This is a genomic window from Streptomyces griseiscabiei, from assembly GCF_020010925.1.
Lineage (GTDB): Bacteria > Actinomycetota > Actinomycetes > Streptomycetales > Streptomycetaceae > Streptomyces > Streptomyces griseiscabiei.
Map to the genome: position 1 here is coordinate 1,841,641 of NZ_JAGJBZ010000001.1, position 24,985 is coordinate 1,866,625.

Here is a 24,985-nt window from a genome sequence, read left to right on the forward strand (position 1 = left end):
CGGGGTGGTGGGGAAGCGGGAGCGCGACGCCGTTTACAACCAAGAAATGGTCATCTACATTGGACGTGCGTCCATCTTAATGGTCTCGATGGTCGTCGGAACGCCGCCAGGCGCGCCGGATCACCATGGTCGCCTTGATCGCCATCGGAGCCCGCCATGACACTCCCCAGCCCTCTTGCGCACCCGGACGAGCCGGCCTCCGGCCAGGAGCCGGACGCGGCGCCCGAGCAGCGGACCGCGGTCGACAAGGCGCTCACCCTGCTGAAGTCCCTCGCCGAACTGGACAGGGAGATCGGGGTGAGCGATCTGGCCCGCCGCAACCGGATGAGCAAGTCGACGGCCTTCCGACTGCTGGGCATCCTCCAGCGCAACGACCTCGTCGAACGGGTGGGCAGCGACTACCGGCTCGGCGCCCGGCTCTTCGACATCGGCAGCCGCGCCTACGGCCCCGCCACCCCGCTGCTTCAGGAGCGTCTGCTGCCGCACCTGGCGGACCTGTACGAACTGACCCACGAGACCGTGCACCTCGCCGTGCTCCACGGCACGAACATCGTGTACGTCAACAAGCTCCACGGTCACCGGGCGGCGCGCTCCCCCTCCCGGATCGGCGCCCGGCTGCCCGCCTACTGCACAGGGGTCGGCAAGGCGCTGCTGGCCTTCGACCACGACACCGCCGAGGCCGCCATCGCGGCGGGGCTGACCGCGCGCACCGAGTACACCCTCACCGACCCCGGCCGGTTCCGGGCCGATCTGCGCCGCATCCGCCAGGACGGCATCGCCCACGACCGGCAGGAAGCCGTCCTCGGTCTGACCTGTGTCGCCGTCCCCGTCATGGGCCCGGCGGGCCGCCCGGTGGCGGCCTTCTCCATCGCGGGATCGGCCCGGCGTCTGGACCCCGCCCGCCTCGCACCGGCCCTGCGCCGCGTGGCGTTCGAGGCGAGCCGGGCGATCGCACCGGCCAGGAGCCGGCAGCCGGCCCCCGCCGGGATCGGCGCGTCCACCGGGGCCTGACCCCACCCGCGGCGGCAGGCCGCCGCCGTACGGTCAGCTCCGCGCGCCGCCATGGGTCCGCGCGATGTTCACGGCGCCGGTGCCGGGCTGCACACGCGGCACGCTCACCACGATGTGGACCAGGCTCTCCCCGTCCAGCGACTCGTACACATGCGGACGGTCGCCCGGATAGCGCACGAAGTCGCCGGCCGACAGTTCCACGGGGCCGTCGGCGGGCCCGACCCGCACCCGGCCCCGGATGACGTACAGATGCTCCAGGGTGCCCACGGGGTGCGCTTCGGACATACCCGCGCCGTCCCGGCCGGGGACGATGCGGACGACGTAGTTCTCGATGACACCGGAACCGTAGATGTGGTCCAGGGCGCGGGACTCGTACCCGCCGTGCTGCTCCCAGACGACCTCGTCGGCCCGCTGCACGGTCATCACCTGTTCGCGTTCCGCCACCAGCCTGGTGACGGGCACGCCGAGCGCCGCCGCGATCGAGAACAGGGTGTCCACCGTGGGATTGCCCGTCCCCTGCTCCAGATTCGACAGGGTCTGCTTGGCCAGCCCGGCCTGTCGGGCCAGTTCGGCCAGGGACAGTCCGCGCTGATCTCTGAGAAAGCGCACGTTGCGCGCCACCACGCCGTTACCTGAGGACACTCCACCACTGTAGGCGCAGGTCGACGGCGGACGGACTCCGGTCACGGCACGCCCTCGCGCACGCCCCCCGGCCGGGCCCGCGCGTCCGCCACCGGGGCGGGGCCGCCGCCTACTTGTCCCAGATCTTGCGGTACGCCTGGCGGTAGCCCTCCGAGTCCCAGGACAGGGCGCCGCCGCTGTTGTCGGCGGTGGTGATGTGCACGGGGGCGACATAGCCACTGGCGGGCTCGCCCGCGAAGGCGCGGTTGAACTCGTCGACGATCTGCCAGCCCTGTTCGGACAGGGGCTCGGGCACGGTCGCGGACTGGAACTGCTTGCCGTTGATCCGCTCGAAGGCCGACGGATCGCCGTCCCCGGCGCCGATGTTGAACGGGGCGCCGTCGCCCCGGTGACCGGCGGCGCGCAGCGCGGGTGCCGCGTGGTCGAAGTACAGGTCGTTGATGGCGGCGGAGTAGGTCCATCGGTCGCCGAAGCGGGACTGGAGGGAGGAGACCTCGTCGACGGTACGGCTGTTGGCCTCCGGGATGGGGATGTCCTCGTAGCTCAGCAGTTCCACGTCGGCGCAGGCGGCGAGTCGCTTCCTGATGAGGTCGGACTTCCGCTTCGCGAACGGTATGGAGGCGTCAGTGAACACCACCACGCCGGCCCGGCCGCCGGAGCGGGCGATGATCCAGTCGGCGCTGATCTCCGCGACGTCCGCGACCTCGGTGGTGACGTTGGTGAACAGCTTCGGATCGGTGCTGGGGCCGGGGGCGGCGGTGGCGTGCCAGCCGACGATCGGGATGCCCGCGGCGTTCGCCCGCTCGACCTGCTCGGTCACGGACCCGGGGTCGAAGCCGCCGATGACGATGCCGGACGGCTTGAGGGCGAGGGCCTCGGTGAAGGCGGTCCGGATGCCCGCGCGTGTGCCCTGTCCGTCGATGGTGCGGACGTCCCAGCCGATGACCTTCGCCGCCTCCTGGACACCTCTGGCGACGCCGGAGACACCGGGGTTGGTCATGGTCTGGGCGACATAGGCGAGGGTCCGGCCGGGGACCGCGTCCGGGCCGGTGGTGGGGCCGCTCCAGGGGGCGTTGATGTCCTCGGCCTCCTTGACGGCCCGCTTCGCCTCGGCGAGGACGGCGGGGCAACCCGGCTTCCGCGCACCGGCGTTCGACGCGTCGGCCGAGTCGCTGTCACAGCCGGCCACGGTCGTGGCGAGGACCAGGAACGTGACGGCCGCCGCGGTCGCTCTGCTGGTGGGTTGCACGGGGTCTCCTCAACTGGGCACAAGGGAGCGGGGGTTGCGTGGGGGGAGGAGAACGACCCGGCGGACGGCCGGAATCGGAGCGCGACGGCAGCACGACGACAGCACGACTGCAGCATCCCGGGCCGCGGCCCGGCGGGTTGTCGCGGTGGGAATGTAGCAGGGCTCCGACCGGTCCCTCCACGGGCGGCCCTACCGCTCAGTAGGCGCGTGCGAACAATTCGTAATCAATTCTTGATTACACACAGGCTCAAAGCGATCACGCAGGCGATAGTCTCCGACCGGCCGGATCCGGACACATGACGTGTTCTCGCCGCTCACACCCATGCCGTCGTCGACGGTCCCGCGGCAACGACCCCGCGTCGCCCTCACCCGAACACCGAAGGAGGCCAGCGTGCCCACGAACACAGGGGAGCCGCCGCCCGGACGCAAGGACCGGACTCCTCTGTTCCGCCGCAGGGCGGTGTCCGTGCTCGCCCGGTGGCCGTTCCGGCGGAAACTCAACGTGCTCGTCGTCGCGCCCATCGCGGTCGTCGGCGTCCTGCTCGGCATCGGTGTCACGGGCCAGATCGAGCAGGTCCGCGACACCGACCGGATCGCCGAGATGGTGCGCGACAGCGAGCAGGTCGCCGCGCTCATCAACGACATCCAGGCCGAACACCGGCTGGCCCTCCTGCTGTCCGTGCAGTACGAGGCGGGCCGCCCCGGAGCGGCCCGGCCGTCGACCACCGCCTACCGCGAGGCACAGCGGGCCACCGACGAACGGGTCGCGGCCGTACGGTCCGCGTTCGGCGCGAGCCTCCCGGCCGAGGAGACCCAGGCGCTCCAGTACATCGCCGGTCTCGACGCCCTGCGCGAGAAGCTCGGCCGGGACTACGTACCCGCCGCCAACATCGACCCCGCCTACGCCGCCGCCGTCGGCTATCTCATCGACGGCATCGGACTCGACCGCTTCGCCGCGACCTCGCAGTCCTCGGTCACCAACCTGCTGGACGCGGCACTGCGCGCGGACGCGGCCCACGCGGCCTTCGAGAGCGCCGTGTTCTCCGCCCAGACCCGGGACGCCAACGCCCTCACCGAGTACACCCGCGCGGCGGGCGCCCACGAGCTGTACACCCACCAGGCGGACCGCTTCGCCCGTATCGCCACACCGCAGCAGGTCCTGGCCATGGACGGCATCGAGCGCGGCGCCGAACAGAACGACATCACCTCGCAGTTCGCGGAGCTGCAGGTCGATCCGGGCTCCCTGCAGTCGCAGTCCGCACGGGAACTTCGGGAGAAGATCGCCGCCGGGGAACGGCAGGCCGACACCCGTCTCGGCATCACCCGCGCGCTGATCGCACAGACCGCCGCCCAGGCCGACTCCCTGTCCGCGAACGCCCTGTACAAGGCATGGCTGATGCTCGGCGCCGCGCTGCTCGGCTTCGCCGCGTGGCTGGCGTTCTGTGTCCTGGTCCGGCGCTCGGTCGTCCGTCCCCTGATGGCCCTGACGGGCGCCGCCCAGCAGGTGGTCGAGGCCGCGGACGAGGAACTCGCCCGGGTCGCCGACGACGAGTCCGCCGACGGCGCCCCGTTCCGGCCGCAGGCCATCCCCGTACCGGTCCGCGACGACATCGGCGTCCTCGCCGAGGCGTTCAACCATGTGCAGACCACCGCCGCCGCGCTGCTGGAGCGGCAGGTGCTGAGCCGGCGCAACGTCGCCGAGATGTTCGGCAACGTGGGCCGCCGGGTCAGCAATCTGACCACCCGCCAGCTGTCGTTGATCGACGCCGTGGAGCGCGAGGAGACCGACCCCGACCTCCTCGACCGGCTCTACCGCATCGACCACATCGCCGTACGGCTCCAGCGCAACGCCGACAGTCTGATGCTGCTCGCCGGCATCCGGGAGACCGACGTCGAGGCCCGGCCGACCACCCTCGCCGATGTCATCCGCTCCGGCCTCGGCCGGATCGAGGGATACCAGCGGGTGTCCCTGCGCTCCGAGACGGACATCACCGTCGGGCCCGACATCACCGGCGACCTGACACTGCTGCTCGCCGAACTGCTGGAGAACGCGGTCTCCTTCTCCCCGTCCCACACCTCCGTGGAGGTGGTCGTACGGCCCGGCACCGATGTCACCAAGGACGGCGGGGCCCTGATCGAGGTCATCGACCACGGCCTCGGCATGAGCGCGGAACGCCTCGCCGAGGAGAACGCCCGCCTCGTCCGCCGGGAACGGCTCGACCTCGTCCCCACCAAGGTGCTCGGTCTCTTCGTGGTCGGCAGCCTCGCCCGTCACCTCGGACTGCGCGTCACCCTGAGCCGTACCCCGGGCGGCGGCGTCACCGGCACCGTCTGGCTCCCCTCCACACTGCTGCTGACGATGAGTCCGGTGGACGGCACACCCGCCGGGTCGGCGGCGGTGCCCACGACGAGGCCCGGGACGCCGGCCGTCGTACCCGCACCGGCCCCGGCCGTCGCGACCGTTCCCGAACGACGGCCGGCGATCGTGTCGCCCCACGGCGACCTGCCCCGGCGGGTCCCGTCCCGCCCCGGCGCGGGGAGGGCCCCCGCTCCCGAGGGGCCCTCCTCGACGGCCGCAGCCAGGCCCCTGCGACGGCGGGTCCGGGGCGCGACCCTCACCGTGACCACCCCGGCGGCCGACCGGGGCGCCCCACCGGTACGACAGCCGCTCGACGCCGACGCCGTCCGCACGGAACTCGACGAGTTCGAGGCCGCCGTACGCCGTGCGGAAGAGGACGCGGCCGCACCGCCGGCCGAACGGAGCGCCACCACGCCCCCGGACGAACAGAACGCAGCCGTACCCCCGGACGGGACCGGCACCACCGCGACACCGGACAACCCCAGAAGGCCAGAAGGAGACGGGCAGTGACCACGTCGGCAGATGACATCACCCCCGAACAGACGCAGCCCGACGATCTGCGCACCGCGGCAGCCGACTTCACCTGGCTGCTCGACCGCTTCGCCACCGACACCGCCGGGGTCGTCGACGCCATCGCGGTGTCGTCCGACGGCCTGCTGATCGCCGTCTCGCAACTGCGCGACCGGGCCGACTCCGAGCGGCTCGCCGCGATCGTCTCCGGCATCACCAGCCTCGCCGCCGGAGTCTCCGGCAACTACGCGCTGGGCGGCCTCAACAAGGTCATCATCGACCTGGAGGGGGGTCATGTCCTGGTGTCGGCCATCGGCAACGGCGCCGTGCTCGGGGTGGTCGCCTCCAAGGAGGCGAAGCTGGGCAACATCGCCTACGAGATGACCCTCTTCGCCAACCGCGCCGGAGCCGCGCTCACCCCGCAACTGGTGATGGAGCTGAAGAACAACGTCGGCTCCACACCGGCCGGCTGACCGTCCCACGAGGCAGGAGGTCGTCATGGCCGACGGTGCACAAGAATCGCGCGAGACGGCGCGGGCGGCGGAGACGGTGAGGACGGCAGGGGCGGACCGGGACTCGGAGGGTGCGCCGGAGCCGGTCGGCCGTGCCCCCGCCGTCCGGCCGTTCCTGCTGACCGCCGGACGGGTGTCGGGTGCGGGCAGGGCCGCCCCGATCCCGATCGAGACCCAGATCGTGGCGACCGCGCCCGGACTCTCCGTCCTCGGCTCGCTCACCTTCGAACACCACGACATCGTCGCCGCCTGCCGGCAACCGCAGTCCGTGGCGGAACTGGCCGCCCACCTCCGTCTGCACCTCAACGTCGTCCGGGTGCTCGCCGAGGACCTGTGTGCCGCCGGGCACCTGGCGGTCCATGTGCCCCATGCCCGCACCGCGCAGGACATCTCCGTACTCCGAAGGGTTATCCATGGTCTCCGCGCCGTCCCCGACTCACGGGGCACACTCCGCGACAGCGGCTGAACCGCCGCAGGCGCAGCCGCCGCTGCCGGTCAAGCTGGTCATCGCCGGCGGCTTCGGGGTCGGCAAGACCACCACCGTGGGCTCGATCTCCGAGATACGGCCGCTGACCACGGAGGCCGCCATCACCGAGGTCGCCGCCGGTGTGGACGACCTCACCCACACCCCCGACAAGACCACCACCACCGTCGCCATGGACTTCGGCTGCATCACCCTCGACCCGACCCTGAAGCTGTACCTCTTCGGGACACCGGGCCAGGACCGGTTCGGCTTCATGTGGGACGACGTGGTCGAAGGCGCCCTCGGGGCCCTGGTCATCGTGGACACCCGCCGACTCGACGACTGCTACGCCGCCGTCGACTACTTCGAGCACAAGCGCATCCCCTTCGCGGTCGCCGTCAACGCCTTCGACGGCAAGGTCGCACACGACCTGGACGAGGTGCGCTGGGCCCTGGACATCGCCGACCACGTCCCCCTGACCACCTTCGACGCCCGCCACACGGGTTCCGTCCGCGACGCCCTCCTTGTCGTCCTCGACGTCGCCCTCACCCGCGCGGAGTCGGCGGCGACGACCTGAGGCCCGCCCTGGGCGGCGGGCGAAGCCCGGTGGGACTCCACCAGGTCAGCGGAGTTCTTCGTGGATCTTGAGAAGGAGCATGGTCACGGCGACAAAGCTGCCCCCACCCCACTTGACGACGTCAAGGGGGCTCGCGTGGAGGACCACCGCGATGTGAGCCGCAACCAACCCGAAAATGACCCCGACGAGAACGGCGACGACGACGGGGAACCTGCGGTCAGGAGGCGAGGGGCGAGGCGTGGTCACGAACCGCCGCCCGTCAGCGCAGGTATGGACGAGGCGCGTGCGTGCATGCGGTCGAGCGACCTGGAGGTCGCACGGCGGCGGCAACCCTGCAGCGGCTGGCCGAAGGGCTGGCCGTTGCGACGACTGAGGCTAGAATCTGCCATGAGGCATCCCTGTTGATGTGAACGGATGAAAGATGCTTCGCTCTGGGGGAGTTACCGGGTCATGCTGTGGCGGCTGGCCGGAAGCTCCCCCTTTTCTGCACGGCAAGCAAGTCGTCGTTCGATGGCCGAAAATACGCTTGCTCACCGCGTGTCCTCGATTCACGCTCCCGTCATTTCGTGACGATCCCTCCTTTACTGCAGCGGCAGGGCGGCAATCCAGCAGCCTTGGCAGGATTAGGGGGCGGCCTCATACTGACGGATGAAGTCTGAGGCAAGCCTCGGTCTCGGTGGGTGAGAATGGGGGGAAGGAATGACCTTGTCGGATCCGGCGGACATCTGGTTCAAAAGTTCGACCAGCGAGGTCGACAATTGCGTCGAAGTTTCCTTCGGCGATCGCGTTCGCGTCCGCGATTCGAAGAACTCCGAAGGGCCAGTACTTTCCATGAACTCCCCCGGTTGGCGATCTTTCGTGTCCTTCATCGCAAGCTGTCCGATGACATGCATGGTGGCGGCCCACCCGGTCTCGGACGGATCTTCACAAAGCTTCAAACCCAGTCACTCACTGGTTTCGCAAAACGATTCTCAACCTCCCAGAATGCCTCAAGATAGTCCTCTACGTTTCGATGCACACCCACGCTCGCTTTATCCCTCAGAATGACGCTTCCGTCGGGGTTCTCCAGATAGACGATTCGATCCTGCTCGGCACTCGGAAACTCGAAAACGACATAGGGAGACCGAAGCAAAGGATAGAGTCCACTACTGAAGGGAATGATTCCCACTCGAATGTGATCAAGAACGCTCATGCTCTTCAGGTGATTGAGTTGCGCCTGCATCACAGCTGGACTACCAACCGTCCGGCTCAGGGCCGCTTCATCGATGAGGAACCGCAACTCGGTCTCCGTGGACTGCTCCAGCATGCGTTCCTGACGTCGCATGCGAAGATCGAGAAGCTCTTCCTTCTGAGGAACCACGGACTGCGAAAGAGCAGCACGCGCATACTCTTCCGTCTGCAACAGGCCCGGAATGAACAGCACCTCGAAGTTTCGAATCACCGAAGCGGAGGCCTCGTATCCGAGGTAGGACTTGAACCCCTCGGACAGCAGATTGCGGTACTCCTGCCACCAAGGCTGGCGCCGCGCTTCCTGGGCACTGACGAGGAGATCGGAAGCCTTCTCGTCCGGCAACCCGTAGAAGGCGATGAGGGCCCTGAGGTCGGTGATCGAAATCTTGGTCCTGCCTGACTCGAGGCGCATCACCTTGGACAGTGACCACACCATCTCGTCAGCGACTTCCGGTTGCGAGTAACCCGCCTCTTTGCGTGCCGCCTGAAGTTGACTGCTCAGGCGCTTACGCAGGTACATCGGGTCTGCATCGGGCATGGTGGTCTCCTCGCGCGCTGCGGATCATTTTGCAGCCCGGCTTCCTGGCACCATGAAAGACGACCAGGCTCCATAGGCTACGTGGTTTTCTGCTACGTGTCACTATGCCTTGCGCCATCTCTCCTCAGGACCAGAGGCACGAGTGCAAAGGGTGGTTACATGAGAAAAAACGAGACTTCCGAGGGTGCGCGCCCAGTTCCGGCGAAAGTGGAATAACCTGTTCGAGCGACATCCGGAATGGCAACCTGTTGACGACGCCGGGCGGCGGAGGCACCGGATCGGCTCGCGCGCATCGACTCCTGCATCTGCTCCCCCTTCCCGCTGTCGACCACGATCTGGAGCGGGACCGGATCTCCACCTGAGCAGCCGGTGAACTCTTCGATTCCGACGCTGCGTTGATCGGGGAAGTCCACGTACACCTGTACCCGCTCAGGCCAGAACGGTCGAAGGCGCGCAGCCTCGTCGGCCGTGGCGGGGCTGCTCTGCGCAGAGACAGTTCGGTCGACAACCGATAGAACCTGTGATGGCCTGCGGATGCGCAGACCGGAGTGTTGTCTCGTCATGTCACCAGGAGGTGCCCGATGAAGATGTTGATCAACGTCGCGGAGAGCGTGGTCGCCGACGCGTTGCGGGGTATGGCGGTCGCGCATCCCGAGTTGACCGTGGATGTGGAGAACCGGGTGGTGGTGCGCAGGGACGCGCCGGTGGCCGGGAAGGTGGGGCTGGTCTCCGGGGGTGGCTCGGGGCACGAGCCGTTGCACGGGGGGTTCGTGGGGCCCGGGATGCTGTCGGCGGCGTGTCCCGGTGAGGTGTTCACCTCACCCGTGCCGGACCAGATGGTGCGGGCGGCGGCGGCCGTGGACAGCGGGGCCGGGGTGCTGTTCATCGTGAAGAACTACACGGGTGACGTGCTGAACTTCGACATGGCGGCCGAACTCGCCGAGGACGAGGGCATCCGGGTCGCCAAGGTGCTCGTGAACGACGACGTGGCCGTGACGGACAGTCTGTACACCGCCGGGCGGCGCGGTACGGGCGCGACCCTGTTCGTGGAGAAGATCGCCGGAGCCGCCGCCGAGGAGGGGCAGCCATTGGAGCGCGTGGAGGCGCTGGCGCGGCAGGTCAACGAGAACTCCCGCAGTTTCGGAGTGGCCCTGAGCGCCTGCAGCACACCCGCCAAGGGCAGCCCGACCTTCGATCTCCCCGCCGGGGAGCTGGAATTGGGCGTCGGCATCCACGGGGAGCCGGGGCGGGAGCGGCGCGCGATGATGACCTCCCGCGAGATCGCCGACTTCTCGGTGAACGCCATCCTGGACGACATGAGCCCCCGCAACCCGGTCCTGCTGCTCGTCAACGGCATGGGCGCCACCCCGCTGCTGGAGCTGTACGGCTTCAACGCGGAGGTGCAGCGCGTGCTGACCGAGCGCGGGGTCGCCGTGGCCCGCACCCTCGTCGGCAACTACGTCACCTCGCTCGACATGGCCGGCGCCTCGGTGACGTTGTGCCAGGTCGACGAGGAGCTGCTGCGGTTGTACGACGCGCCGGTGCGTACGCCGGGGCTGCGCTGGGGAGCGTGAGGTCCGCGTCCACCACCCACGACCGGGGCCCCGGCCCCTGTCCGTCCGGTCAGTCACATCACGTACCACGCAAGGAGATTCCGTGCTCGACGCCGACTTCTTCCGTCGTTGGATGACGGCCACCGCGGCCTCGGTGGAGCGCGAGGCCGAGCGGCTCACGGCGCTCGACTCGCCGATCGGGGACGCCGACCACGGCAGCAATCTGCGCCGCGGATTCGCCGCCGTGTCCGCCGTCCTGGAGAAGGAGGCGCCGGACACGCCCGGCGCCGTCCTCGTGCTCGCCGGGCGGCAGCTGATCTCGACCGTCGGGGGCGCGTCCGGCCCGCTGTACGGCACCCTGCTGCGCCGGACCGGGAAGGCGCTCGGTGACGCCGCCGAGGTGAGCGAGGCGCAGTTCGCGGAGGCGCTGCGTGCCGGGGTCGACGCCGTGATGGCGCTGGGCGGGGCGGCTCCCGGCGACAAGACCATGATCGACGCGCTGGTCCCGGCGGTGGACGCGCTCGCCGAGTCGTTCGCCGCCGCCTCGGCCGCCGCCGAGGAGGGCGCGCGGGCGACCACGCCGCTGCAGGCGCGCAAGGGCCGGGCCAGCTACCTCGGCGAGCGGAGCATCGGGCACCAGGACCCCGGCGCCACGTCCGCCGCGCTGCTGATCACGGCCCTCGCCACCGCCGCCGACGACGGCCGGGAGCCCACCGATGGCTGACAAGATGAACGAGAACGGCGAGAAGGGCGAGAAGCTCGTCGGCATCGTGCTGGTGTCGCACAGCGCCGCCGTCGCCGCGTCGGTGGCCGAGCTGGCGCGGGGACTCGCCGGTGCGGGCGCCGGCGTTCCGGTCGCCCCGGCCGGCGGCACCGGGGACGGCGGGCTGGGTACCAGCGCCGAACTGATCTCGGCGGCGGCCGCCTCCGTCGACCGGGGTGCCGGGGTCGCGGTGCTCACCGATCTCGGCAGCGCGGTCCTCACCGTGAAGGCCCTCCTCGCCGAGGGCGACGAACTCCCCGCGGACACCCTGCTGGTCGACGCCCCGTTCGTCGAGGGCGCGGTCGCCGCGGTCGTCACGGCCTCGACGGGCGCGGACCTCGCGGCGGTGGCCGCCGCGGCTTCGGAGGCGTACACGTATCGAAAGGAGTAGCGGGGCGACAGGGTGGGAGGAGCGGGCGGAAGAGGCACGCGGGCCGGCCGGACGGAGAGCGAGGAGCGGTCAGTTCGTCGATCCGCCCCGCATCGCCGCCCCTCTGCGCAGCGACGCTCCGCCCACCCACTCCCGTGCCAGCTCCTCCCCCAGTTCCACCGCCTCCTGATGGTCCTCGATCGGGGTCACCCGGGAGTCCTCGAAGACGATGTAGGTGACGCCGGAGGCGGTGCCGCCGGTGCGCGGGTCGGGGCGGATGCCGAGGGCCTCGGCCGTGGCGTAGGAGGCCTCGCCGATGATGTTCTGGGGGCCGGTGTCACCGACGACGGCGTACTGGACCCGGTCCTTGTGGATGACGGCGGCGACCGAACCGCCCTTGATGCCGTGGACCCGGTAGTCCCAGACGCGGCTGGCGACGGGGACCACGATGAACGGCAGGGTCTCGGAGCTGAGATAGCGGCCGTCGGACTGCAGGAACGACGTGGCGGGCTGGAACCACGGGTCGGTGTCGCGGTTGCAGTGCGTGCTCGGCCGTCCGTCGCAGTCGATGTCCATGTCGGCCTTCCAGAACACCGCGCCGTCGGCACCGCAGACGGGGATGTTCGCCGGGGTGCCGGCGTCGCTGCTGTACAGCCCTTCGGAGACCCGGACGCAGCCGCGTGCCTTCGCCAGCAGTTCGGCGGCGGTCACCCCGCCCTCGCGGTGCACCGGCCGCTGTGGATGGGCCAGTGCGGGCAGGGCGACGGGGGCCAGCAGGGCGGCGCCGACGGCGGCCAGCGTCAACGAGCGGACACGCACGATGAGGACCCTCTCCTGGGGGACATGACGGGCACTCACCCAAAGGTGGTGGGGGTCGGAGAGGTCGGCCACCGGGAGGGGGCCGGACGGACCACGGCGCTGCCGGGGGCGGGGGTCGCGGGGGTGCGCGGCCGAGGGCCCGGGCCCGCTTCGGCCCCGGCCGCTCGGCCGCTCTGGTCGGCGCGGGATCGGCGACGACAGCGGCCCGCGCCGGACGACGTGAACCGGCCTGTGCGACAGGCGAGTTGACGTCGTGTCGGAGCATCAGCATACGTAGCCCCACAGTCTGCCGGGAACCGCGTCCCGGCCCCTGATCGCTTCCTGCCCGACCTCTTGATGTGACCGTGTCAGGCATGTCATACATGGAGATAGGTACAGACCAATCCCGCCGGGGTGCGACGACCGGGAGGCAGGATCGTGCGACGCGTTTCCGTGCAGGCACTCGTCCTGGTGCCGACGCTCTGCGGCTCGCTGCTCCTCGTCCCCGGCTGCGCCGTGCGGGAGAGCCCCGGCCGGCGCCCGCCGCCGGCCCCGCCCGGCGCCACCGCCGCCGCGGGCAGCGCCACCAGCGTGCACGTCATGTGGAACCGGGTGCCCGGCGGCACGGAGATCGCCGGGTACGAGGTGTACCGGGGCCGTACGAAGGTGAAGGACGTGCCGGGCGGCGAGCACATGGTGGACATCACCCGGCTCCGGCCGGCCACCACCTATGTGTTCACGGTGCGGGCCCGCGACGCCGCCGGGAATCTCGGGCCCCCCAGCACGGAGGTCCGGGCCACGACGCCCGCCGCCGGACCGGCCGACCGGCGGGCCCCGACCAGACCCGGGCGCCCCGGCGGAAAGGCCCTCGGGAGCAAGGCCGTCCAGCTCTCCTGGGAGCCCTCGACGGACGACCGGGACGTGGTGTCGTACGACATCCTGCAAGGCGGGTCGAAGATCCACAGTGTCGGCGGGGAACAGACGGCCGCCGTGGTCACGGGGCTGCGGCCCGGCACCCGGTACGCGTTCACGGTGCGGGCGCGGGACGCGGCGGACAACGTCTCGCCGGTGAGCCGGATCGTACGGCTGACCACCGCGCCGGGCGCCGACGACGGACGCGGCACCGCGCCCACCGGGTTCCGCGCGGACGTCCGCCGGGACGACGGGGCGTACTCCGTCGCACTGTCCTGGCTGCCGCCGCGGGTCGACGGGGTGATCACGGAGTACGAGATCCAGCTCGACGGACGGCTCGCGACCACCCTCGTCTGGGGCGGGACCCCGCCCAGGGACCGGGCCGTCCACAGCTTCTACGTGGGCCGCGAGGCCGGGGTGACGTACCGGGTGCGGCTTCGCGCGAAGCTGCCGGACGGGACCTGGGGCGGGTTCTCCGTGGAGCGGACGGTCACCACCGGCCGGTGAGACGCCCACGGGCCGTGTCCCCCACTCGGCGGTATCCGTCACCTGGCCGGGTGTCGTCCGCATGCGGGCGAGGCGTACGGCGCGTTGGCTCACCCTGAGGCAGCACGGGTCTCCCGATCCTCGGCGGCGCACGGGACGTGCCGCCACCGTGCCGCTGGAGGGCAGACCATGGTTACGTCTCAGCTACTCCTCCGCTCCGGCCTGACGGTGGCCGCCGCGGCGCTGCCGATCGCCCTGGCCGCGCCGTCGGCCGTCGCCGCCCCGAAGGGGATCTCGGTCAGCACCACGGGATCCTCGGTCACCGTCAACACCAGCGATTGCCCCAACAGCACCAACGGCACGTTCGGCACCGCCTCGCTGCTCTCCAGCGGGCAGGCGAACTTCTCCCAGGGGCGCCAGGTGACACTCACCGGCACGAGCACCACCCAGTCCGCCTCCTGGTCGAACGTGGGCCCCGGCACCTACACCGTGATCGTGGTCTGCAAGGACGGGACCACGGCGGGCACCCAGTCCGTCATCGTCACCGCGGCCACCCCCACCATCTCCACGACGGCCTCGCCCGCGCGCGGTGTCATGGGCGGTGTCGGCGGGGCGACCCGGGAGTACGGCACGGTCACCCTGGTGGGCGGCGGGGCGCTGGTGGCCGTGGGCACGGGGGCGGCCGTCTGGTACCTGCGCCGCCGGGCCAAGCCGCACCGCCTCTGACTCCCCCGGGCGGACGTCCGCCCGTGACTTCGCGGGCCGGCTACTCCTTCCCCGTGTCCGCCGCAGCGCCGCCGGTGTCCCCCGGCAGCGTCTCGAACTCCTCCAGGGCGTTCGTCAGCCACTGGGTCCAGAAGGTCTGCAGGTCGATCCCCGCCCGCAGGATCAGATGCTGGAGCCGGTCCTGGGCCGTGTCCCGGCCGGGCCCGAAGTCCCGCTTCTCGATCTCCTCGTACTCCGCCAACTTCCGCTGATGCAGGGCGAGATGGCGCCGCAGATCGTCCTCGAGGCCGTCCGTGCCGACCACGGCCGCCGCACGCAGCCGGACGAAGAGCGCGTCGCGCCACGGCTTGGGGTCCTGGGGCGCGGAGGTCCAGCGGGCCAGTTCCGCACGCCCGGCCGGCAGCACCTCGTAGCTCTTCCGCTGCCCGCGTGCGGGCCGCTCGGAGGGGAGGGCGCGGATATGGCCCTCGCCCTCCAGTCGTCCCAGCTCGCGGTAGATCTGCTGGTGCGTCGCCGACCAGAAGTAGCCGATCGACCGGTCGAACCGCCGGGTCAGCTCAAGGCCCGACGAGGGCTTTTCGAGCAGGGCGGTGAGGATCGCGTGCGGGAGTGACATGGGCTCATCCTAAGAAGCCCCCTACAGCGCCGCCGCCAGCTCCGTGCCCTGTTTGATCGCCCGCTTGGCGTCCAGTTCGGCCGCCACGTCGGCGCCGCCGATGAGGTGCGGGGAGCGGCCGGCGGCGACCAGGGTGTCGTAGAGGTCGCGGCGCGGGTCCTGGCCGGTGCACAGGACGACCGTGTCCACCTCCAGCAGATGGCGGGCGCCGTCGACGGTGATGTGCAGCCCGGCGTCGTCGATCAGGTCGTAGCTGACGCCCGGGACCATGGTGACGCCTCGGTGCTTGAGTTCGGTGCGGTGGATCCAGCCGGTGGTCTTGCCGAGTCCGGCGCCGACCTTGGAGGTCTTGCGCTGCAGGAGGTGGACCGAGCGCGGCGGGGCGGGGCGCTCGGGGGCGGCGAGGCCGCCGGGGGCGCGGTACTCCATGTCGACGCCCCACTGCCGGAAGTACGCGGCCGGGTCCTCGCTCGTCTTCTCGCCGCCGTCGGTCAGGAACTCGGCGACGTCGAAGCCGATGCCGCCGGCGCCGAGGATCGCGACGCGGTCGCCGACGGGGGCGCCGTCGCGGAGCACGTCCAGGTAGCCGACGACCTTGGGGTGGTCGACGCCGGGCAGTTCGGGGGTGCGCGGGGTGACGCCGGTGGCGACGACGACCTCGTCGTACTCTGTGGCCGTGAGGTCGTCGGCCGTGACCCGGGTGTCCAGGCGTACGTCGACGCCTTGCTCGGCGAGCCGGGTGCGGAAGTAGCGCAGGGTCTCGTCGAACTCCTGCTTGCCGGGGACCTTGCGGGCGACGTTGAGCTGGCCGCCGATCTCGCTCGCGGCGTCGAACAGGGTGACCTCGTGGCCGCGTTCGGCCGCGCTCACCGCGCAGGCGAGTCCGGCCGGGCCGGCGCCGACCACCGCGACGCGTTTGCGCAGCCGGGTCGGGGAGAGCACGAGTTCCGTCTCGTGGCAGGCGCGCGGGTTGACCAGGCAGGAGGTGATCTGCAGGTTGAAGGTGTGGTCCAGGCAGGCCTGGTTGCAGCCGATGCAGGTGTTGATGGCGTCGGAGCGGCCCTCGCGGGCCTTGTTGACGAAGTCCGGGTCGGCGAGCATCGGGCGGGCCATGGACACCATGTCGGCGTGGCCGTCGGCGAGCAACTCCTCGGCCAGCTCGGGGGTGTTGATGCGGTTGGTGGTGACGAGCGGCACGGAGACCGCGCCCATGAGCTTCTTGGTGACCCAGGTGTAGGCGCCGCGCGGCACGGAGGTCGCGATGGTGGGGATACGGGCCTCGTGCCAGCCGATGCCGGTGTTGATGATGGTCGCCCCGGCCGCCTCCACGGCCTTCGCCAGGGTGACCACCTCGTCGAAGGTGGACCCGCCGGGCACGAGGTCGAGCATCGACAGCCGGTAGACGACGATGAAGTCCTCGCCGACCGCCTCGCGCACCCGGCGCACGATCTCCACGGGGAAGCGCGTCCGGTTCTCGTAGGAGCCGCCCCAGCGGTCGTCGCGGTGGTTCGTTCCGGCGGCGATGAACTCGTTGATCAGATAGCCCTCGGAGCCCATGATCTCCACGCCGTCGTACCCGGCCCGGCGGGCCAGACGGGCCGCGTTCGCGTAGTCGTCGATCGTCTGCTCGACCTCGGCGTCGGTGAGGGCGCGCGGGACGAAGGGGCTGATCGGGGCCTGGAGGGCGCTCGGCGCGACCAGGTCGCGGTGGTAGGCGTACCGGCCGAAGTGCAGGAGCTGCATCGCGATCCGGCCGCCCTCGCGGTGGACGGCGTCGGTGATCTCGCGGTGCTGTTCGGCCTCGGCGTCGGTGGTGAGCTTGGCGCCGCCCTCGTACGGCCGGCCGGCCTCGTTGGGCGCGATGCCGCCGGTGACGATGAGGCCCACTCCCCCGCGGGCGCGGGCCGCGTAGAACTCCGCCATGCGGGTGAAGCCGTTCTCGGCCTCCTCCAGGCCCACGTGCATGGAGCCCATGAGCACCCGGTTGGGGAGCGTGGTGAAGCCCAGGTCGAGCGGGCTCAGCAGGTGCGGGTAGCGGGTCGTACCGGTCATGGGGCCCTCCGTGCGTGGCGTCGTCATGACGGTTGTAGACGACGCCACGCAGTTTATGCAACTAGTTGCACAATGGGTGAGGGCAAGGCCACATCAGGGGGATGGGGCCCTGCCCCGGCTCAGGGCAGGGTGCCGAGCACCACGTGGGCGTGCATCTCCTCCGAGACGGCCGTGCGGGCGGTGAGGCCGGAGCGGCGGAAGGTGTCGAGGGCCGTCGGCGCCTGGCGTGCGCTCGTCTCGACGAGGAGACAGCCGCCGGGGGCGAGCCATTCGGGGGCCCCTGCCGCGACCCTGCGCAGGACGTCGAGGCCGTCGGCGCCGCCGTCGAGGGCGACGAGGGGCTCGTGGTCGCGGGCCTCGCCCGGCAGGAAGGGGACCTCGCCGGTGGGGACGTACGGGACGTTCGCCGCGAGGATGTCGACGCGGCCCCGCAGCCGGGCCGGGAGCGCGGCGAAGAGGTCGCCCTCGTGGGCGTGCGCGCCGTACGGCGCGAGGTTGCCGCGGGCGCAGCGGACCGCCGCCGGGTCGATGTCGGCGGCGTGCAGTTCGGCGCCGTCGAGCGATGTGACCAGGGCGGCGCCCACCGCGCCGGAGCCGCAGCACAGGTCGACGACGACCGAGGCGGCGGGGACGGTGGCGAGGGCCTGCTCGACGAGGAACTCGGTCCGGCGGCGGGGGACGAACACCCCGGGTGCCACGGTGATGCGCAGACCGGCGAACTCGGCCCAGCCGAGGACGAGTTCGAGGGGCAGACCGGCGACGCGCCGGTCGACCATGGCGGCGGCCTCGTCCGGGGTACGGGCGGTGGTGATGATCAACTCCGCCTCGTCCTCGGCGAAGACGCAGCCGGCGGCGCGCAGTGCCGTGACGACAGAGGTGCTGGAGAGAGGTGGCATGACAGCCGAGGAGCCTTTCGGTGGGCCGAAGGGCGCTCCCGCGGGTGGCCTATCGGCCGTGCACCGCGCCGCGTTGAGGTGAGAGCACCCGACCTGACACAGCGGTAATGGGTCCCACCTCCTCGGTCTTCCGTGCTGACTGGCCCGGCAACCCTACCCCATGGTCATGACCGGGCCTCAAGGCCCGCGGCACCCCCTACACCCCCACGCGCTCCGCGCCCGGCTCGACCGCGGGCACCCGGACCGCCATGAACCGGGTGGTGCGGCGGAGACGGAAGCCGAGGGACTCGTAGAGGCGGATCGCGGTGGTGTTCTGCGCGGAGGTGTGCAGGAAGGGGGTCTCGCCGCGTTCCCGGATGCCGTGGGCGACGGCGAGGACGAGCCGGGTGGCGAGGCCCTCGCCGCGGAAGGCGGGGTCGGTGCAGACCGCGCTGATCTCGGTCCACCCCGGCGGGCGCAGCCGCTCCCCGGCCATGGCGATCAGGGCGCCGTCGCGGCGCAGGCCGAGGTAGGTGCCGAGTTCGACGGTGCGGGGCAGGAACGGGCCGGGCCGGGTGCGTTCGACCAGGTCGAGCATCTCGGGCACGTCGGCGGGGCCGAGCCGAAGGGCCTCGGCGTCCGGCGTGGCGGCCACCCCGTCGCCGACGAGCTGCACGCCCTCCAGGTCGAAGACCACCTCCCAGTCGGCCGGGAAGCTCCCGTTGTAGGCCGCGACCGGCACCTCGGCGCCGGGGCCGGCGAGCGCCGCGAGGTCGGCCCAGTCGTCCGCGTCCGGCTCGTCGGGGAGGGCGAGCCACGGCGAGACGTCGAGCGGGTACCGCAGCACCCGGCCGCGCCGCTCGGCGAAGTGGGCGTGCGGCCCGGTGAGGGCGGCGAGGGCGGGGTTGTCGAGGACGTGCGGCACGGTGCCCGCGCCCGTGCTGCCGCTCGCTTGTTCGGACATGTGCACTCCCACTCTGCTCCGCTGTCGTCCGGCGGCCGGGACAGCGGGGTCCGCCGACCTCGGCCGAAGGCGGCAAGGATGATCGCCGAGCCCCTATTCCCGGGCTGCCGAAGTGTTCATACGGCCGCAACGATCGCCGCCCGCCCCGGGGCCGGATCACCCTCCCCGAACACGTACGGTTGTATGACTCAGCGAACCCCCGGTCGCCACGACCACCCCGGCCGCGACGACCACACAGGTCACCGCGACCGTCACGATCACCGCCGTCACGTTGGATGTTCATGAACGTCACCCGAGGCTTCACCGGACGCCCCCGCGTCCACCATCCGGGGCTGCCGCCCGGCCAGTACGACGCCGGCGACGACTGGCCCGTCCTGTCCGCCGAGGTCACGCCCGACCTCACGCCCGCCGACTGGACGTTCCGGATCGACGGTCTGGTGGCGGAGCCGCGCTCCTGGGACTGGGACGAGGCGCACGCGCTGCCCGCCTCCGCCTACGAGGGCGACATCCACTGTGTGACGAGCTGGTCGAAGTTCGGGGTGCGGTTCGGGGGCGTCTCGCTGGACACCTTCCTGGACCTGGTCCGGCCCGACGCGTCCGCCACGCACGCCGTCGCCTACGCGCACAGCGGCTACACCACGAACCTGCCGCTCGCCGACCTCACCGGCGGGCGCGCCTGGATCGCCTGGGAGTACGACGGCAAGCCGCTGCCGGCCGAGCACGGGGGTCCGGCGCGGCTGCTGGTGCCGCACCTGTACTTCTGGAAGAGCGCCAAGTGGATCGCGGGCCTGCGGCTCCTCGACCACGACGAGCCCGGCTTCTGGGAGCAGAACGGCTATCACGCGCGGGGCAACCCGTGGGAGGAGCAGCGGTACTCCGGTGACTGAGTCGACAGCGCAGTACACGGCCTTCACCCCGCCCACCCGGTTCGCCGTACCGGGCCGGATCGCCGTGAGCAACCGGGAGGCGGCCCGCTGGCAGACGGCGACACTGACGGAGATCCGGCGGGAGACACCGGCCGTGTCCACGTTCCGGTTCGCGGTGCCGGGGTGGGCGGGGCATCTGCCGGGGCAGCATCTGATGCTGCGGCTGACCGCCGGGGACGGCTACACGGCGCAGCGGCACTACTCGCTGGCGTCCCCGCCGGACGACACCGGGCACATCGAGCTGACCCTGGACCGTGTCGAGGGCGGTGAGGTCTCCGGCTGGTTCCACACCGAGGCCCGGCCCGGCGACCGGGTCGAGGTGCGCGGCCCGCTCAGCGGCTTCTTCGCCTGGCCCGGGGACCGGCCCGCGCTGCTGGTCGGCGCCGGTTCCGGGGTCGTACCGCTGATGTCGATGCTCCGCCACCACCGGGGGCGCGGGCTCCATGTGCCCCTGCGGCTGCTGGTGTCCGCGCGCGGGCCCGAGGAGCTGATCTACGCGGCGGAGTACGGCGCGGAGACCACGGCCGTGTTCACGCGGCGGGCGCCCGCGGGGGTGCCGGTGGGGCGGCTGTCGGCGGCCCATGTGGCGCCACTGCTGGCGGAGCGGCCCGCGGGCGGGTGGGAGGCCTATGTGTGCGGCTCCAACGCGTTCGCCGAGCACGCCTCCCGGCTGCTGGTCCAGGCCGGACAGCCGGTGGACCGCATCCGTATCGAGCGGTTCGGCTGAGCCGCACGGGCAGGCGCTCGCCGGGCCCTGGCCCCCGTCCGCCGCGATCACCGTGCTCCCGGCCCGCTCTGCCATGATTTCTGGCGCAAACCATGCCATCACGCCCTCTTTCGGGTACACCGGAAGTGCGGACCAGTCCTAACCGGGGTTCTCGTACGAGGACCGCGCCGGTGAGGGAGGGCGAGATGCGAGGCCAGTTTCTCGGGTGGCGTTGGCGCCCCAATGCGCTGCGCCGACGCTCGGACGTCGTCGAGGCGTGGACGGTGCTCTGCGTCCTGCTGCTGCTCGTCCTCGGAGCCCCGGCCGCCGGGATCGCGGTGGGCCTGTGGGCCCACGGGGACGCCCGGGCGCACGCCGCGGCGGAGCGGGCGGCCCTGGACCGGGTCAGTGCCGTGATCGTCGAGCGGGCCCCGGCTGCCGTGCCGTCGACCCACGGCGACAAACAGCCCACGTACTGGGTACGGGCGCGCTGGACCGAGCCCGACGGCGGCTCCCGTACCGGTGAGGCACGGGTGTCGGCGGGCACCGAGCGCGGCGATCGCGCCGATGTCTGGCTGGACAGGGCGGGTCGCAGCGTCGAGCCGCCACCGACCGACACGGCCGTCTGGCAGCACGCGCTGGCCATGGGCACCTGCGCGACCGGCGGTGCCGTCGGTCTCGTACTGCTCGGACATGTCGTCGTCCGCCGGGTCGCCATCCGGCATCGGCTCGCCGAATGGGAACAGGAATGGGCGCGGACGGGTCCCGACTGGGGACATCGCTGGGCCTGAGGACATCGGAGGACAGCAGAGGACGACGGAAGACATCGGAGGACGGCAGAACGAGAACATTGCTCAGCTAAAAGCTGTGCACCGCATATCGGCCAGTCGCAGAACGTCCACAATATTCATCCCTTCGACGCAGTTGATACTTCAATTGCGTTGCTGCCATACTCCGCTTCCTCCCCCCACAGGCACAAGGCAGCGAAGAGGGTGCTTTGTTGACAGGCCGACAGTCCTTGCACGCCATCCACGCACACCCTGAATTCCGTTCGACAAGCACCGCATATCGCAGATTCGGAATATGGGCGACGGCATTGTCCGTCGGTGGATTCCTGACGTACGTCCTCCTTTCGAGTTTCGTGCCGGACGTAATGAATCAGCGATTGATCGGACATCTCACGCTGGGACTGGCGCTCGGTCTCGCGCAGTTCGCCGTCATGGGTGTGACCGCGTTCCTCTACGTCCGGCACATGCGCCGCACCGTCGACCCGGTCGTCCGCAGGCTCCGCTCCCTGCTGGACGAGCAGGAGGCCGAGCGGCCCCGGGTGCCGGCCGGACGGCGGTTCCGCGCATGGTGACCGCCCCCGCATCCGCCTCCGTGACCTTCTCCGCGAGTGTGGCCGACGCGTTCAGTCTGCGGCTGACCTTCGTACTGTTCCTGTCCGTCGTCGTGATCACCCTGTTCACCGCACTGCTCACGGCACCGCAGCGGGACGAGATCGGCGAGTTCTACCTCGGCAACCGGGACATGTCGCCGCTGCGCAACGGCCTCGCCATGTGCGGCGACTACCTCTCGGCCGCGACCCTGCTCGGCAGCACCGGCCTCGTCGCCCTCACCGGGTACGACGGTCTGCTCTACCTCGGCGGCACGGTCGTCGCCTGGATGATGGTGCTGCTGCTGATCGCCGAACCCCTGCGCAACTCCGCCACCTTCACCCTCGGCGACGCCCTGGCCCGGCGGATGCCGCTGCGGCAGCGGCAGGTCCGGCTGGCGCTCGCCGTCTGCACGCTCTCCGTGTGCACCCTCTATCTGGTGGCCCAACTGGTCGGCAGCATCGCGCTGATGACCCAGTTCGTGGGCGAACCCGGCCCGACCACCCGGACCATGGTCGTGATCATCATCGGGACGATCGTGACCATCTACGCGGCCATCGGCGGTATGCCGGGAGCCACCTTCATCCAGGTGGTCAAGGCCGTGATGCTCGTCGCCGGGGTCACGGTGGTCGCGGTCCTCGTGCTGAACCGCTTCAACTGGAACGTCGACGGGCTCCTGGCCTCCGCGACCGAGGGCAGCGGGCTGGGCGACGAGTACCTCCAGCCGGGCCTGCGCTACGGGGCAGGCCCCATCAGCAAGATCGACTTCTTCAGTCTGCAACTGGCCATCGTGCTCGGCCTCGCCGCGCTCCCCCACGTGATGATGCGGATGTTCGCGCCCCGCAGGACCCGGGTGCTGCGCGCCTCGGTGGTGTGGGCCGTGGGCCTGGTCGGGTTCGTGTGCCTGATGGCCGGCGTGCTGGGCCTCGGCGCCACCGCCCTGGTCGGCCGGGACACCATCTCCGACATCGACCACAAGGGCGACGCGGCCGTGCTGCTGCTCGCCCATGAACTCGGCGGCGAGGTGCTGACGGCGATCGTCTCGGCCCTGGCCTTCGTCACCCTGCTCGCCGTCGCCGCCGGGCTGATGCTCGCCGCCGCCTCGTCCGTCGCCCACGACCTCTACGGCGAGGTCATCCGCAAGGGGAAGGCGAGGCAGACCCAGGAGCTGGGCGTCGCCCGGATCGCCGCGGTGGTCCTGGGCGTCCTCAGCATGATGTTCGCCCTGCTCGCATGGGGCACCAACACCGCCACCCTGGCGTTCCTGGCCTTCGCGATCGCCGCGTCCGCCATCCTGCCCACCATCGTCTACAGCCTGTTCTGGCGCGGGTTCACCGCCCGCGGCGCGCTCCTCAGCCTGTACGGCGGACTGGCCGTCTCGGTGCTGCTCGTGCTGTTCTCGCCGGTCGTCTCCTCCACTCCCGGTTCGGTCTACCCCGACGCCGACTTCGCGTGGTTCCCGCTGCAGAACCCGGGCATCGTCTCGATCCCGGCGGGCTTCCTGCTGGGCGCGCTCGGCTCCCGGTTCGGCCCTCCGCAGGAGGCGGGCGCGTACGAGGACTTCGAGGTCCGGGCCCTGGTCGGGGCCGACCGGAAGTGAGGCCCGGGGCCGGACGGCGGACCGGCCCGAGGTAAACCGCGGGGCGTCGCGGGACCGGAAAAAGACCCTTGGCGGGCCCGCGACGCCCCACGTACGGTGTGATCATCCGCACCGCGGACGTCGATCAGCACCTCAGCAGCCGTCAACACCTCAGCAGCCGTCAGCACTTCCGCACTCAAAGGTGGTCCTTCATGGCCCTGTTCGACCTGCCCTTGGACGAGCTCCGTGGTTATCGAAGCGCTTCAACGGAGCCCGAGGACTTCGACGCCTTCTGGGCGAAGACGCTCCAGGAGGCACGCGAGCACGACCTCGACGCCCGTTTCGAGCCGGTCGAGACCCCTCTGACGACGGTCGAGGTGTACGACGTCACCTACTCCGGGTTCGGCGGCCACCCGGTCAAGGGCTGGCTGGTCCTCCCGGCCCGGGCGGCCGAACCCCTGCCCACCGTCGTGGAGTTCATCGGCTACGGCGGCGGTCGCGGCCTGTCCCACACCCATCTGCTGTGGGCCTCCGCCGGTTACGCGCACTTCGTGATGGACACCCGGGGCCAGGGCAGCGCCTGGGGCGGAGGCGGCGACACCCCCGACCCGGTGGCGGGCGCACCCGCCTTCCCCGGCTTCATGACCCGGGGCATCGACGCCCCCGAGAACTACTACTACCGCCGGGTCTACACCGACGCCGTCCGCGCGGTGGAGGCCGCCCGCTCGCATCCGCGCACCGACGCCGCGCGCACGGCCGTGGTCGGCTCCAGCCAGGGCGGCGGTATCTCCATCGCGGTCGGCGGACTCGTCCCCGACCTGGTGGCGGTCGCGCCCGATGTGCCGTTCCTGTGCGACTTCCCCCGCTCCACGACGATCACCGACCGCGATCCGTACCGCGAGATCGGCAAGTACCTCAAGACCCACCGCGGCCGGACCGAGCAGGTCGGGCGGACCCTCGCCTACTTCGACGGTGTGCACTTCGCCGCGCGCGGCCGGGCCGCCGCCCTGTTCTCGGCGGCGCTGGAGGACCAGACCTGCCCGCCCTCCACGGTCTTCGCGGCCTTCAACGCCTGGGCCGAGGGCAACAAGCGCATCGAGGTCTACGACTTCAACGACCACGAGGGCGGCGGCCCCTTCCAGGAGGCGGTCAAGCTGCGCTGGCTCGCCGCACAGCTCTGAGGGGACCGGAC

Annotated in this window: 25 protein-coding genes; 17 read left to right on the forward strand and 8 right to left on the reverse strand. The window is 71.1% G+C overall.

Going from position 1 to position 24,985, the window contains the following annotated elements:
- Positions 1 to 156 precede the first annotated feature (156 nt).
- Entirely contained in the window at positions 157 to 1,011 is an 855-nt protein-coding gene (locus J8M51_RS08075; RefSeq protein ID WP_086756214.1) for an IclR family transcriptional regulator, read from the forward strand.
- A 33-nt stretch (positions 1,012 to 1,044) separates the two neighbouring features.
- Here the strand turns inward: J8M51_RS08075 and J8M51_RS08080 are convergent, their stop codons facing one another.
- Positions 1,045 to 1,653: a helix-turn-helix domain-containing protein gene (locus tag J8M51_RS08080; protein ID WP_256964824.1), complete on the reverse strand. Its 609-nt coding sequence runs from the start codon at positions 1,651 to 1,653 to the stop codon at positions 1,045 to 1,047.
- 109 nt (positions 1,654 to 1,762) lie between these two features.
- Positions 1,763 to 2,902 (reverse strand): substrate-binding domain-containing protein, encoded by a 1,140-nt coding sequence (locus J8M51_RS08085; RefSeq protein ID WP_086756211.1) that lies wholly within the window; start codon positions 2,900 to 2,902, stop codon positions 1,763 to 1,765.
- A 391-nt stretch (positions 2,903 to 3,293) separates the two neighbouring features.
- On the opposite strand from J8M51_RS08085, the gene J8M51_RS08090 reads away from it, so the two are divergent.
- The 5 genes from J8M51_RS08090 (at position 3,294) to J8M51_RS46100 (ending at position 8,370) form a co-directional block, all read left to right on the forward strand.
- The gene (locus J8M51_RS08090) at positions 3,294 to 5,771 is read left to right on the forward strand and encodes a sensor histidine kinase (protein WP_317852976.1); all 2,478 of its coding nucleotides are present in this window, start codon (positions 3,294 to 3,296) and stop codon (positions 5,769 to 5,771) included.
- Entirely contained in the window at positions 5,768 to 6,244 is a 477-nt protein-coding gene (locus J8M51_RS08095; protein ID WP_086756208.1) for a roadblock/LC7 domain-containing protein, read from the forward strand. The genes J8M51_RS08090 and J8M51_RS08095 overlap by 4 nt, the downstream gene beginning before the upstream one ends.
- 25 nt (positions 6,245 to 6,269) lie before the next feature.
- Positions 6,270 to 6,749: a DUF742 domain-containing protein gene (locus J8M51_RS08100; protein ID WP_086756206.1), complete on the forward strand. Its 480-nt coding sequence runs from the start codon at positions 6,270 to 6,272 to the stop codon at positions 6,747 to 6,749.
- Entirely contained in the window at positions 6,697 to 7,323 is a 627-nt protein-coding gene (locus J8M51_RS08105) for a GTP-binding protein (RefSeq protein ID WP_086756204.1), read from the forward strand. The genes J8M51_RS08100 and J8M51_RS08105 overlap by 53 nt, the downstream gene beginning before the upstream one ends.
- A 699-nt stretch (positions 7,324 to 8,022) precedes the next feature.
- Positions 8,023 to 8,370, forward strand: a complete 348-nt coding sequence (locus J8M51_RS46100) for a DUF397 domain-containing protein (RefSeq protein WP_086756200.1) — start codon at positions 8,023 to 8,025, stop codon at positions 8,368 to 8,370.
- Here J8M51_RS46100 and J8M51_RS08115 read toward each other — a convergent pair.
- Positions 8,258 to 9,091, reverse strand: coding sequence for a helix-turn-helix domain-containing protein (locus J8M51_RS08115; RefSeq protein WP_086756198.1), 834 nt, complete (start codon positions 9,089 to 9,091; stop codon positions 8,258 to 8,260). The two genes, J8M51_RS46100 and J8M51_RS08115, sit on opposite strands and share 113 nt — an antisense overlap.
- A gap of 581 nt (positions 9,092 to 9,672) precedes the next feature.
- On the opposite strand from J8M51_RS08115, the gene dhaK reads away from it, so the two are divergent.
- The 3 genes from dhaK (at position 9,673) to J8M51_RS08130 (ending at position 11,798) form a co-directional block, all read left to right on the forward strand.
- The gene (gene dhaK, locus J8M51_RS08120) at positions 9,673 to 10,665 is read left to right on the forward strand and encodes a dihydroxyacetone kinase subunit DhaK (RefSeq protein ID WP_086756197.1); all 993 of its coding nucleotides are present in this window, start codon (positions 9,673 to 9,675) and stop codon (positions 10,663 to 10,665) included.
- 82 nt (positions 10,666 to 10,747) lie between these two features.
- Positions 10,748 to 11,368: a dihydroxyacetone kinase subunit DhaL gene (gene dhaL, locus J8M51_RS08125; RefSeq protein WP_267299060.1), complete on the forward strand. Its 621-nt coding sequence runs from the start codon at positions 10,748 to 10,750 to the stop codon at positions 11,366 to 11,368.
- Complete coding sequence (locus J8M51_RS08130; protein WP_398855739.1) at positions 11,361 to 11,798, forward strand: PTS-dependent dihydroxyacetone kinase phosphotransferase subunit DhaM; 438 nt, start codon at positions 11,361 to 11,363, stop codon at positions 11,796 to 11,798. Before dhaL ends, J8M51_RS08130 begins: the two co-directional genes overlap by 8 nt.
- A gap of 69 nt (positions 11,799 to 11,867) precedes the next feature.
- Here the strand turns inward: J8M51_RS08130 and J8M51_RS08135 are convergent, their stop codons facing one another.
- Entirely contained in the window at positions 11,868 to 12,596 is a 729-nt protein-coding gene (locus tag J8M51_RS08135; RefSeq protein WP_267299293.1) for a glycoside hydrolase family 75 protein, read from the reverse strand.
- 417 nt (positions 12,597 to 13,013) lie between these two features.
- Between J8M51_RS08135 and J8M51_RS08140 the strand changes: the two genes are divergently transcribed.
- Both J8M51_RS08140 and J8M51_RS08145 read left to right on the forward strand, forming a co-directional pair.
- Entirely contained in the window at positions 13,014 to 13,994 is a 981-nt protein-coding gene (locus tag J8M51_RS08140) for a fibronectin type III domain-containing protein (RefSeq protein ID WP_398855741.1), read from the forward strand.
- A gap of 168 nt (positions 13,995 to 14,162) precedes the next feature.
- Complete coding sequence (locus tag J8M51_RS08145) at positions 14,163 to 14,699, forward strand: hypothetical protein (protein WP_086754617.1); 537 nt, start codon at positions 14,163 to 14,165, stop codon at positions 14,697 to 14,699.
- Positions 14,700 to 14,739: 40 nt separating this feature from the next.
- On the opposite strand, the gene J8M51_RS08150 is transcribed toward J8M51_RS08145, so the two are convergent.
- The 4 genes from J8M51_RS08150 to J8M51_RS08165 all read right to left on the reverse strand — a co-directional run bounded on the left by J8M51_RS08150 (position 14,740) and on the right by J8M51_RS08165 (position 19,206).
- Positions 14,740 to 15,315: a PadR family transcriptional regulator gene (locus tag J8M51_RS08150; RefSeq protein ID WP_086754615.1), complete on the reverse strand. Its 576-nt coding sequence runs from the start codon at positions 15,313 to 15,315 to the stop codon at positions 14,740 to 14,742.
- 21 nt (positions 15,316 to 15,336) lie between these two features.
- The gene (locus tag J8M51_RS08155) at positions 15,337 to 17,367 is read right to left on the reverse strand and encodes an NADPH-dependent 2,4-dienoyl-CoA reductase (RefSeq protein WP_267299061.1); all 2,031 of its coding nucleotides are present in this window, start codon (positions 17,365 to 17,367) and stop codon (positions 15,337 to 15,339) included.
- 119 nt (positions 17,368 to 17,486) lie between these two features.
- Complete coding sequence (locus J8M51_RS08160) at positions 17,487 to 18,263, reverse strand: putative protein N(5)-glutamine methyltransferase (protein WP_086762550.1); 777 nt, start codon at positions 18,261 to 18,263, stop codon at positions 17,487 to 17,489.
- Between the two features lie 196 nt (positions 18,264 to 18,459).
- On the reverse strand, positions 18,460 to 19,206 hold the full coding sequence (locus J8M51_RS08165; RefSeq protein ID WP_086762548.1) for a GNAT family N-acetyltransferase: 747 nt from the start codon (positions 19,204 to 19,206) through the stop codon (positions 18,460 to 18,462).
- 281 nt (positions 19,207 to 19,487) lie between these two features.
- On the opposite strand from J8M51_RS08165, the gene J8M51_RS08170 reads away from it, so the two are divergent.
- The 6 genes from J8M51_RS08170 (at position 19,488) to J8M51_RS08195 (ending at position 24,974) form a co-directional block, all read left to right on the forward strand.
- Positions 19,488 to 20,093 carry a sulfite oxidase-like oxidoreductase gene (locus J8M51_RS08170; RefSeq protein WP_086762554.1) on the forward strand — a complete coding sequence of 202 codons (606 nt, stop codon included), beginning with the start codon at positions 19,488 to 19,490 and terminating at the stop codon, positions 20,091 to 20,093.
- Positions 20,086 to 20,859: a ferredoxin reductase gene (locus tag J8M51_RS08175; protein ID WP_267299062.1), complete on the forward strand. Its 774-nt coding sequence runs from the start codon at positions 20,086 to 20,088 to the stop codon at positions 20,857 to 20,859. The genes J8M51_RS08170 and J8M51_RS08175 overlap by 8 nt, the downstream gene beginning before the upstream one ends.
- 185 nt (positions 20,860 to 21,044) lie before the next feature.
- Complete coding sequence (locus J8M51_RS08180) at positions 21,045 to 21,629, forward strand: Rv1733c family protein (RefSeq protein WP_086763222.1); 585 nt, start codon at positions 21,045 to 21,047, stop codon at positions 21,627 to 21,629.
- Between the two features lie 227 nt (positions 21,630 to 21,856).
- Positions 21,857 to 22,198, forward strand: a complete 342-nt coding sequence (locus J8M51_RS08185; RefSeq protein ID WP_216869714.1) for a DUF485 domain-containing protein — start codon at positions 21,857 to 21,859, stop codon at positions 22,196 to 22,198.
- Complete coding sequence (locus J8M51_RS08190) at positions 22,192 to 23,814, forward strand: solute symporter family protein (protein WP_086763218.1); 1,623 nt, start codon at positions 22,192 to 22,194, stop codon at positions 23,812 to 23,814. Before J8M51_RS08185 ends, J8M51_RS08190 begins: the two co-directional genes overlap by 7 nt.
- Positions 23,815 to 24,005: 191 nt before the next feature.
- On the forward strand, positions 24,006 to 24,974 hold the full coding sequence (locus J8M51_RS08195; RefSeq protein WP_086763215.1) for an acetylxylan esterase: 969 nt from the start codon (positions 24,006 to 24,008) through the stop codon (positions 24,972 to 24,974).
- Positions 24,975 to 24,985 lie beyond the last annotated feature (11 nt).

What these genes read in the sequence shown, in the direction of transcription:
- J8M51_RS08075 (WP_086756214.1), top strand. Translation starts at nt 157, where the DNA reads ATGACACTCCCCAGCCCTCTTGCGCACCCGGACGAGCCGGCCTCCGGC.
- J8M51_RS08100 (WP_086756206.1), top strand. Translation starts at nt 6,270, where the DNA reads ATGGCCGACGGTGCACAAGAATCGCGCGAGACGGCGCGGGCGGCGGAG.
- J8M51_RS08105 (WP_086756204.1), top strand. Translation starts at nt 6,697, where the DNA reads ATGGTCTCCGCGCCGTCCCCGACTCACGGGGCACACTCCGCGACAGCG.
- J8M51_RS46100 (WP_086756200.1), top strand. Translation starts at nt 8,023, where the DNA reads ATGACCTTGTCGGATCCGGCGGACATCTGGTTCAAAAGTTCGACCAGC.
- J8M51_RS08115 (WP_086756198.1), bottom strand. Translation starts at nt 9,091, where the DNA reads ATGCCCGATGCAGACCCGATGTACCTGCGTAAGCGCCTGAGCAGTCAA.
- dhaK (WP_086756197.1), top strand. Translation starts at nt 9,673, where the DNA reads ATGAAGATGTTGATCAACGTCGCGGAGAGCGTGGTCGCCGACGCGTTG.
- J8M51_RS08130 (WP_398855739.1), top strand. Translation starts at nt 11,361, where the DNA reads ATGGCTGACAAGATGAACGAGAACGGCGAGAAGGGCGAGAAGCTCGTC.
- J8M51_RS08145 (WP_086754617.1), top strand. Translation starts at nt 14,163, where the DNA reads ATGGTTACGTCTCAGCTACTCCTCCGCTCCGGCCTGACGGTGGCCGCC.
- J8M51_RS08150 (WP_086754615.1), bottom strand. Translation starts at nt 15,315, where the DNA reads ATGTCACTCCCGCACGCGATCCTCACCGCCCTGCTCGAAAAGCCCTCG.
- J8M51_RS08155 (WP_267299061.1), bottom strand. Translation starts at nt 17,367, where the DNA reads ATGACCGGTACGACCCGCTACCCGCACCTGCTGAGCCCGCTCGACCTG.
- J8M51_RS08160 (WP_086762550.1), bottom strand. Translation starts at nt 18,263, where the DNA reads ATGCCACCTCTCTCCAGCACCTCTGTCGTCACGGCACTGCGCGCCGCC.
- J8M51_RS08165 (WP_086762548.1), bottom strand. Translation starts at nt 19,206, where the DNA reads ATGTCCGAACAAGCGAGCGGCAGCACGGGCGCGGGCACCGTGCCGCAC.
- J8M51_RS08170 (WP_086762554.1), top strand. Translation starts at nt 19,488, where the DNA reads ATGAACGTCACCCGAGGCTTCACCGGACGCCCCCGCGTCCACCATCCG.
- J8M51_RS08180 (WP_086763222.1), top strand. Translation starts at nt 21,045, where the DNA reads ATGCGAGGCCAGTTTCTCGGGTGGCGTTGGCGCCCCAATGCGCTGCGC.
- J8M51_RS08190 (WP_086763218.1), top strand. Translation starts at nt 22,192, where the DNA reads ATGGTGACCGCCCCCGCATCCGCCTCCGTGACCTTCTCCGCGAGTGTG.
- J8M51_RS08195 (WP_086763215.1), top strand. Translation starts at nt 24,006, where the DNA reads ATGGCCCTGTTCGACCTGCCCTTGGACGAGCTCCGTGGTTATCGAAGC.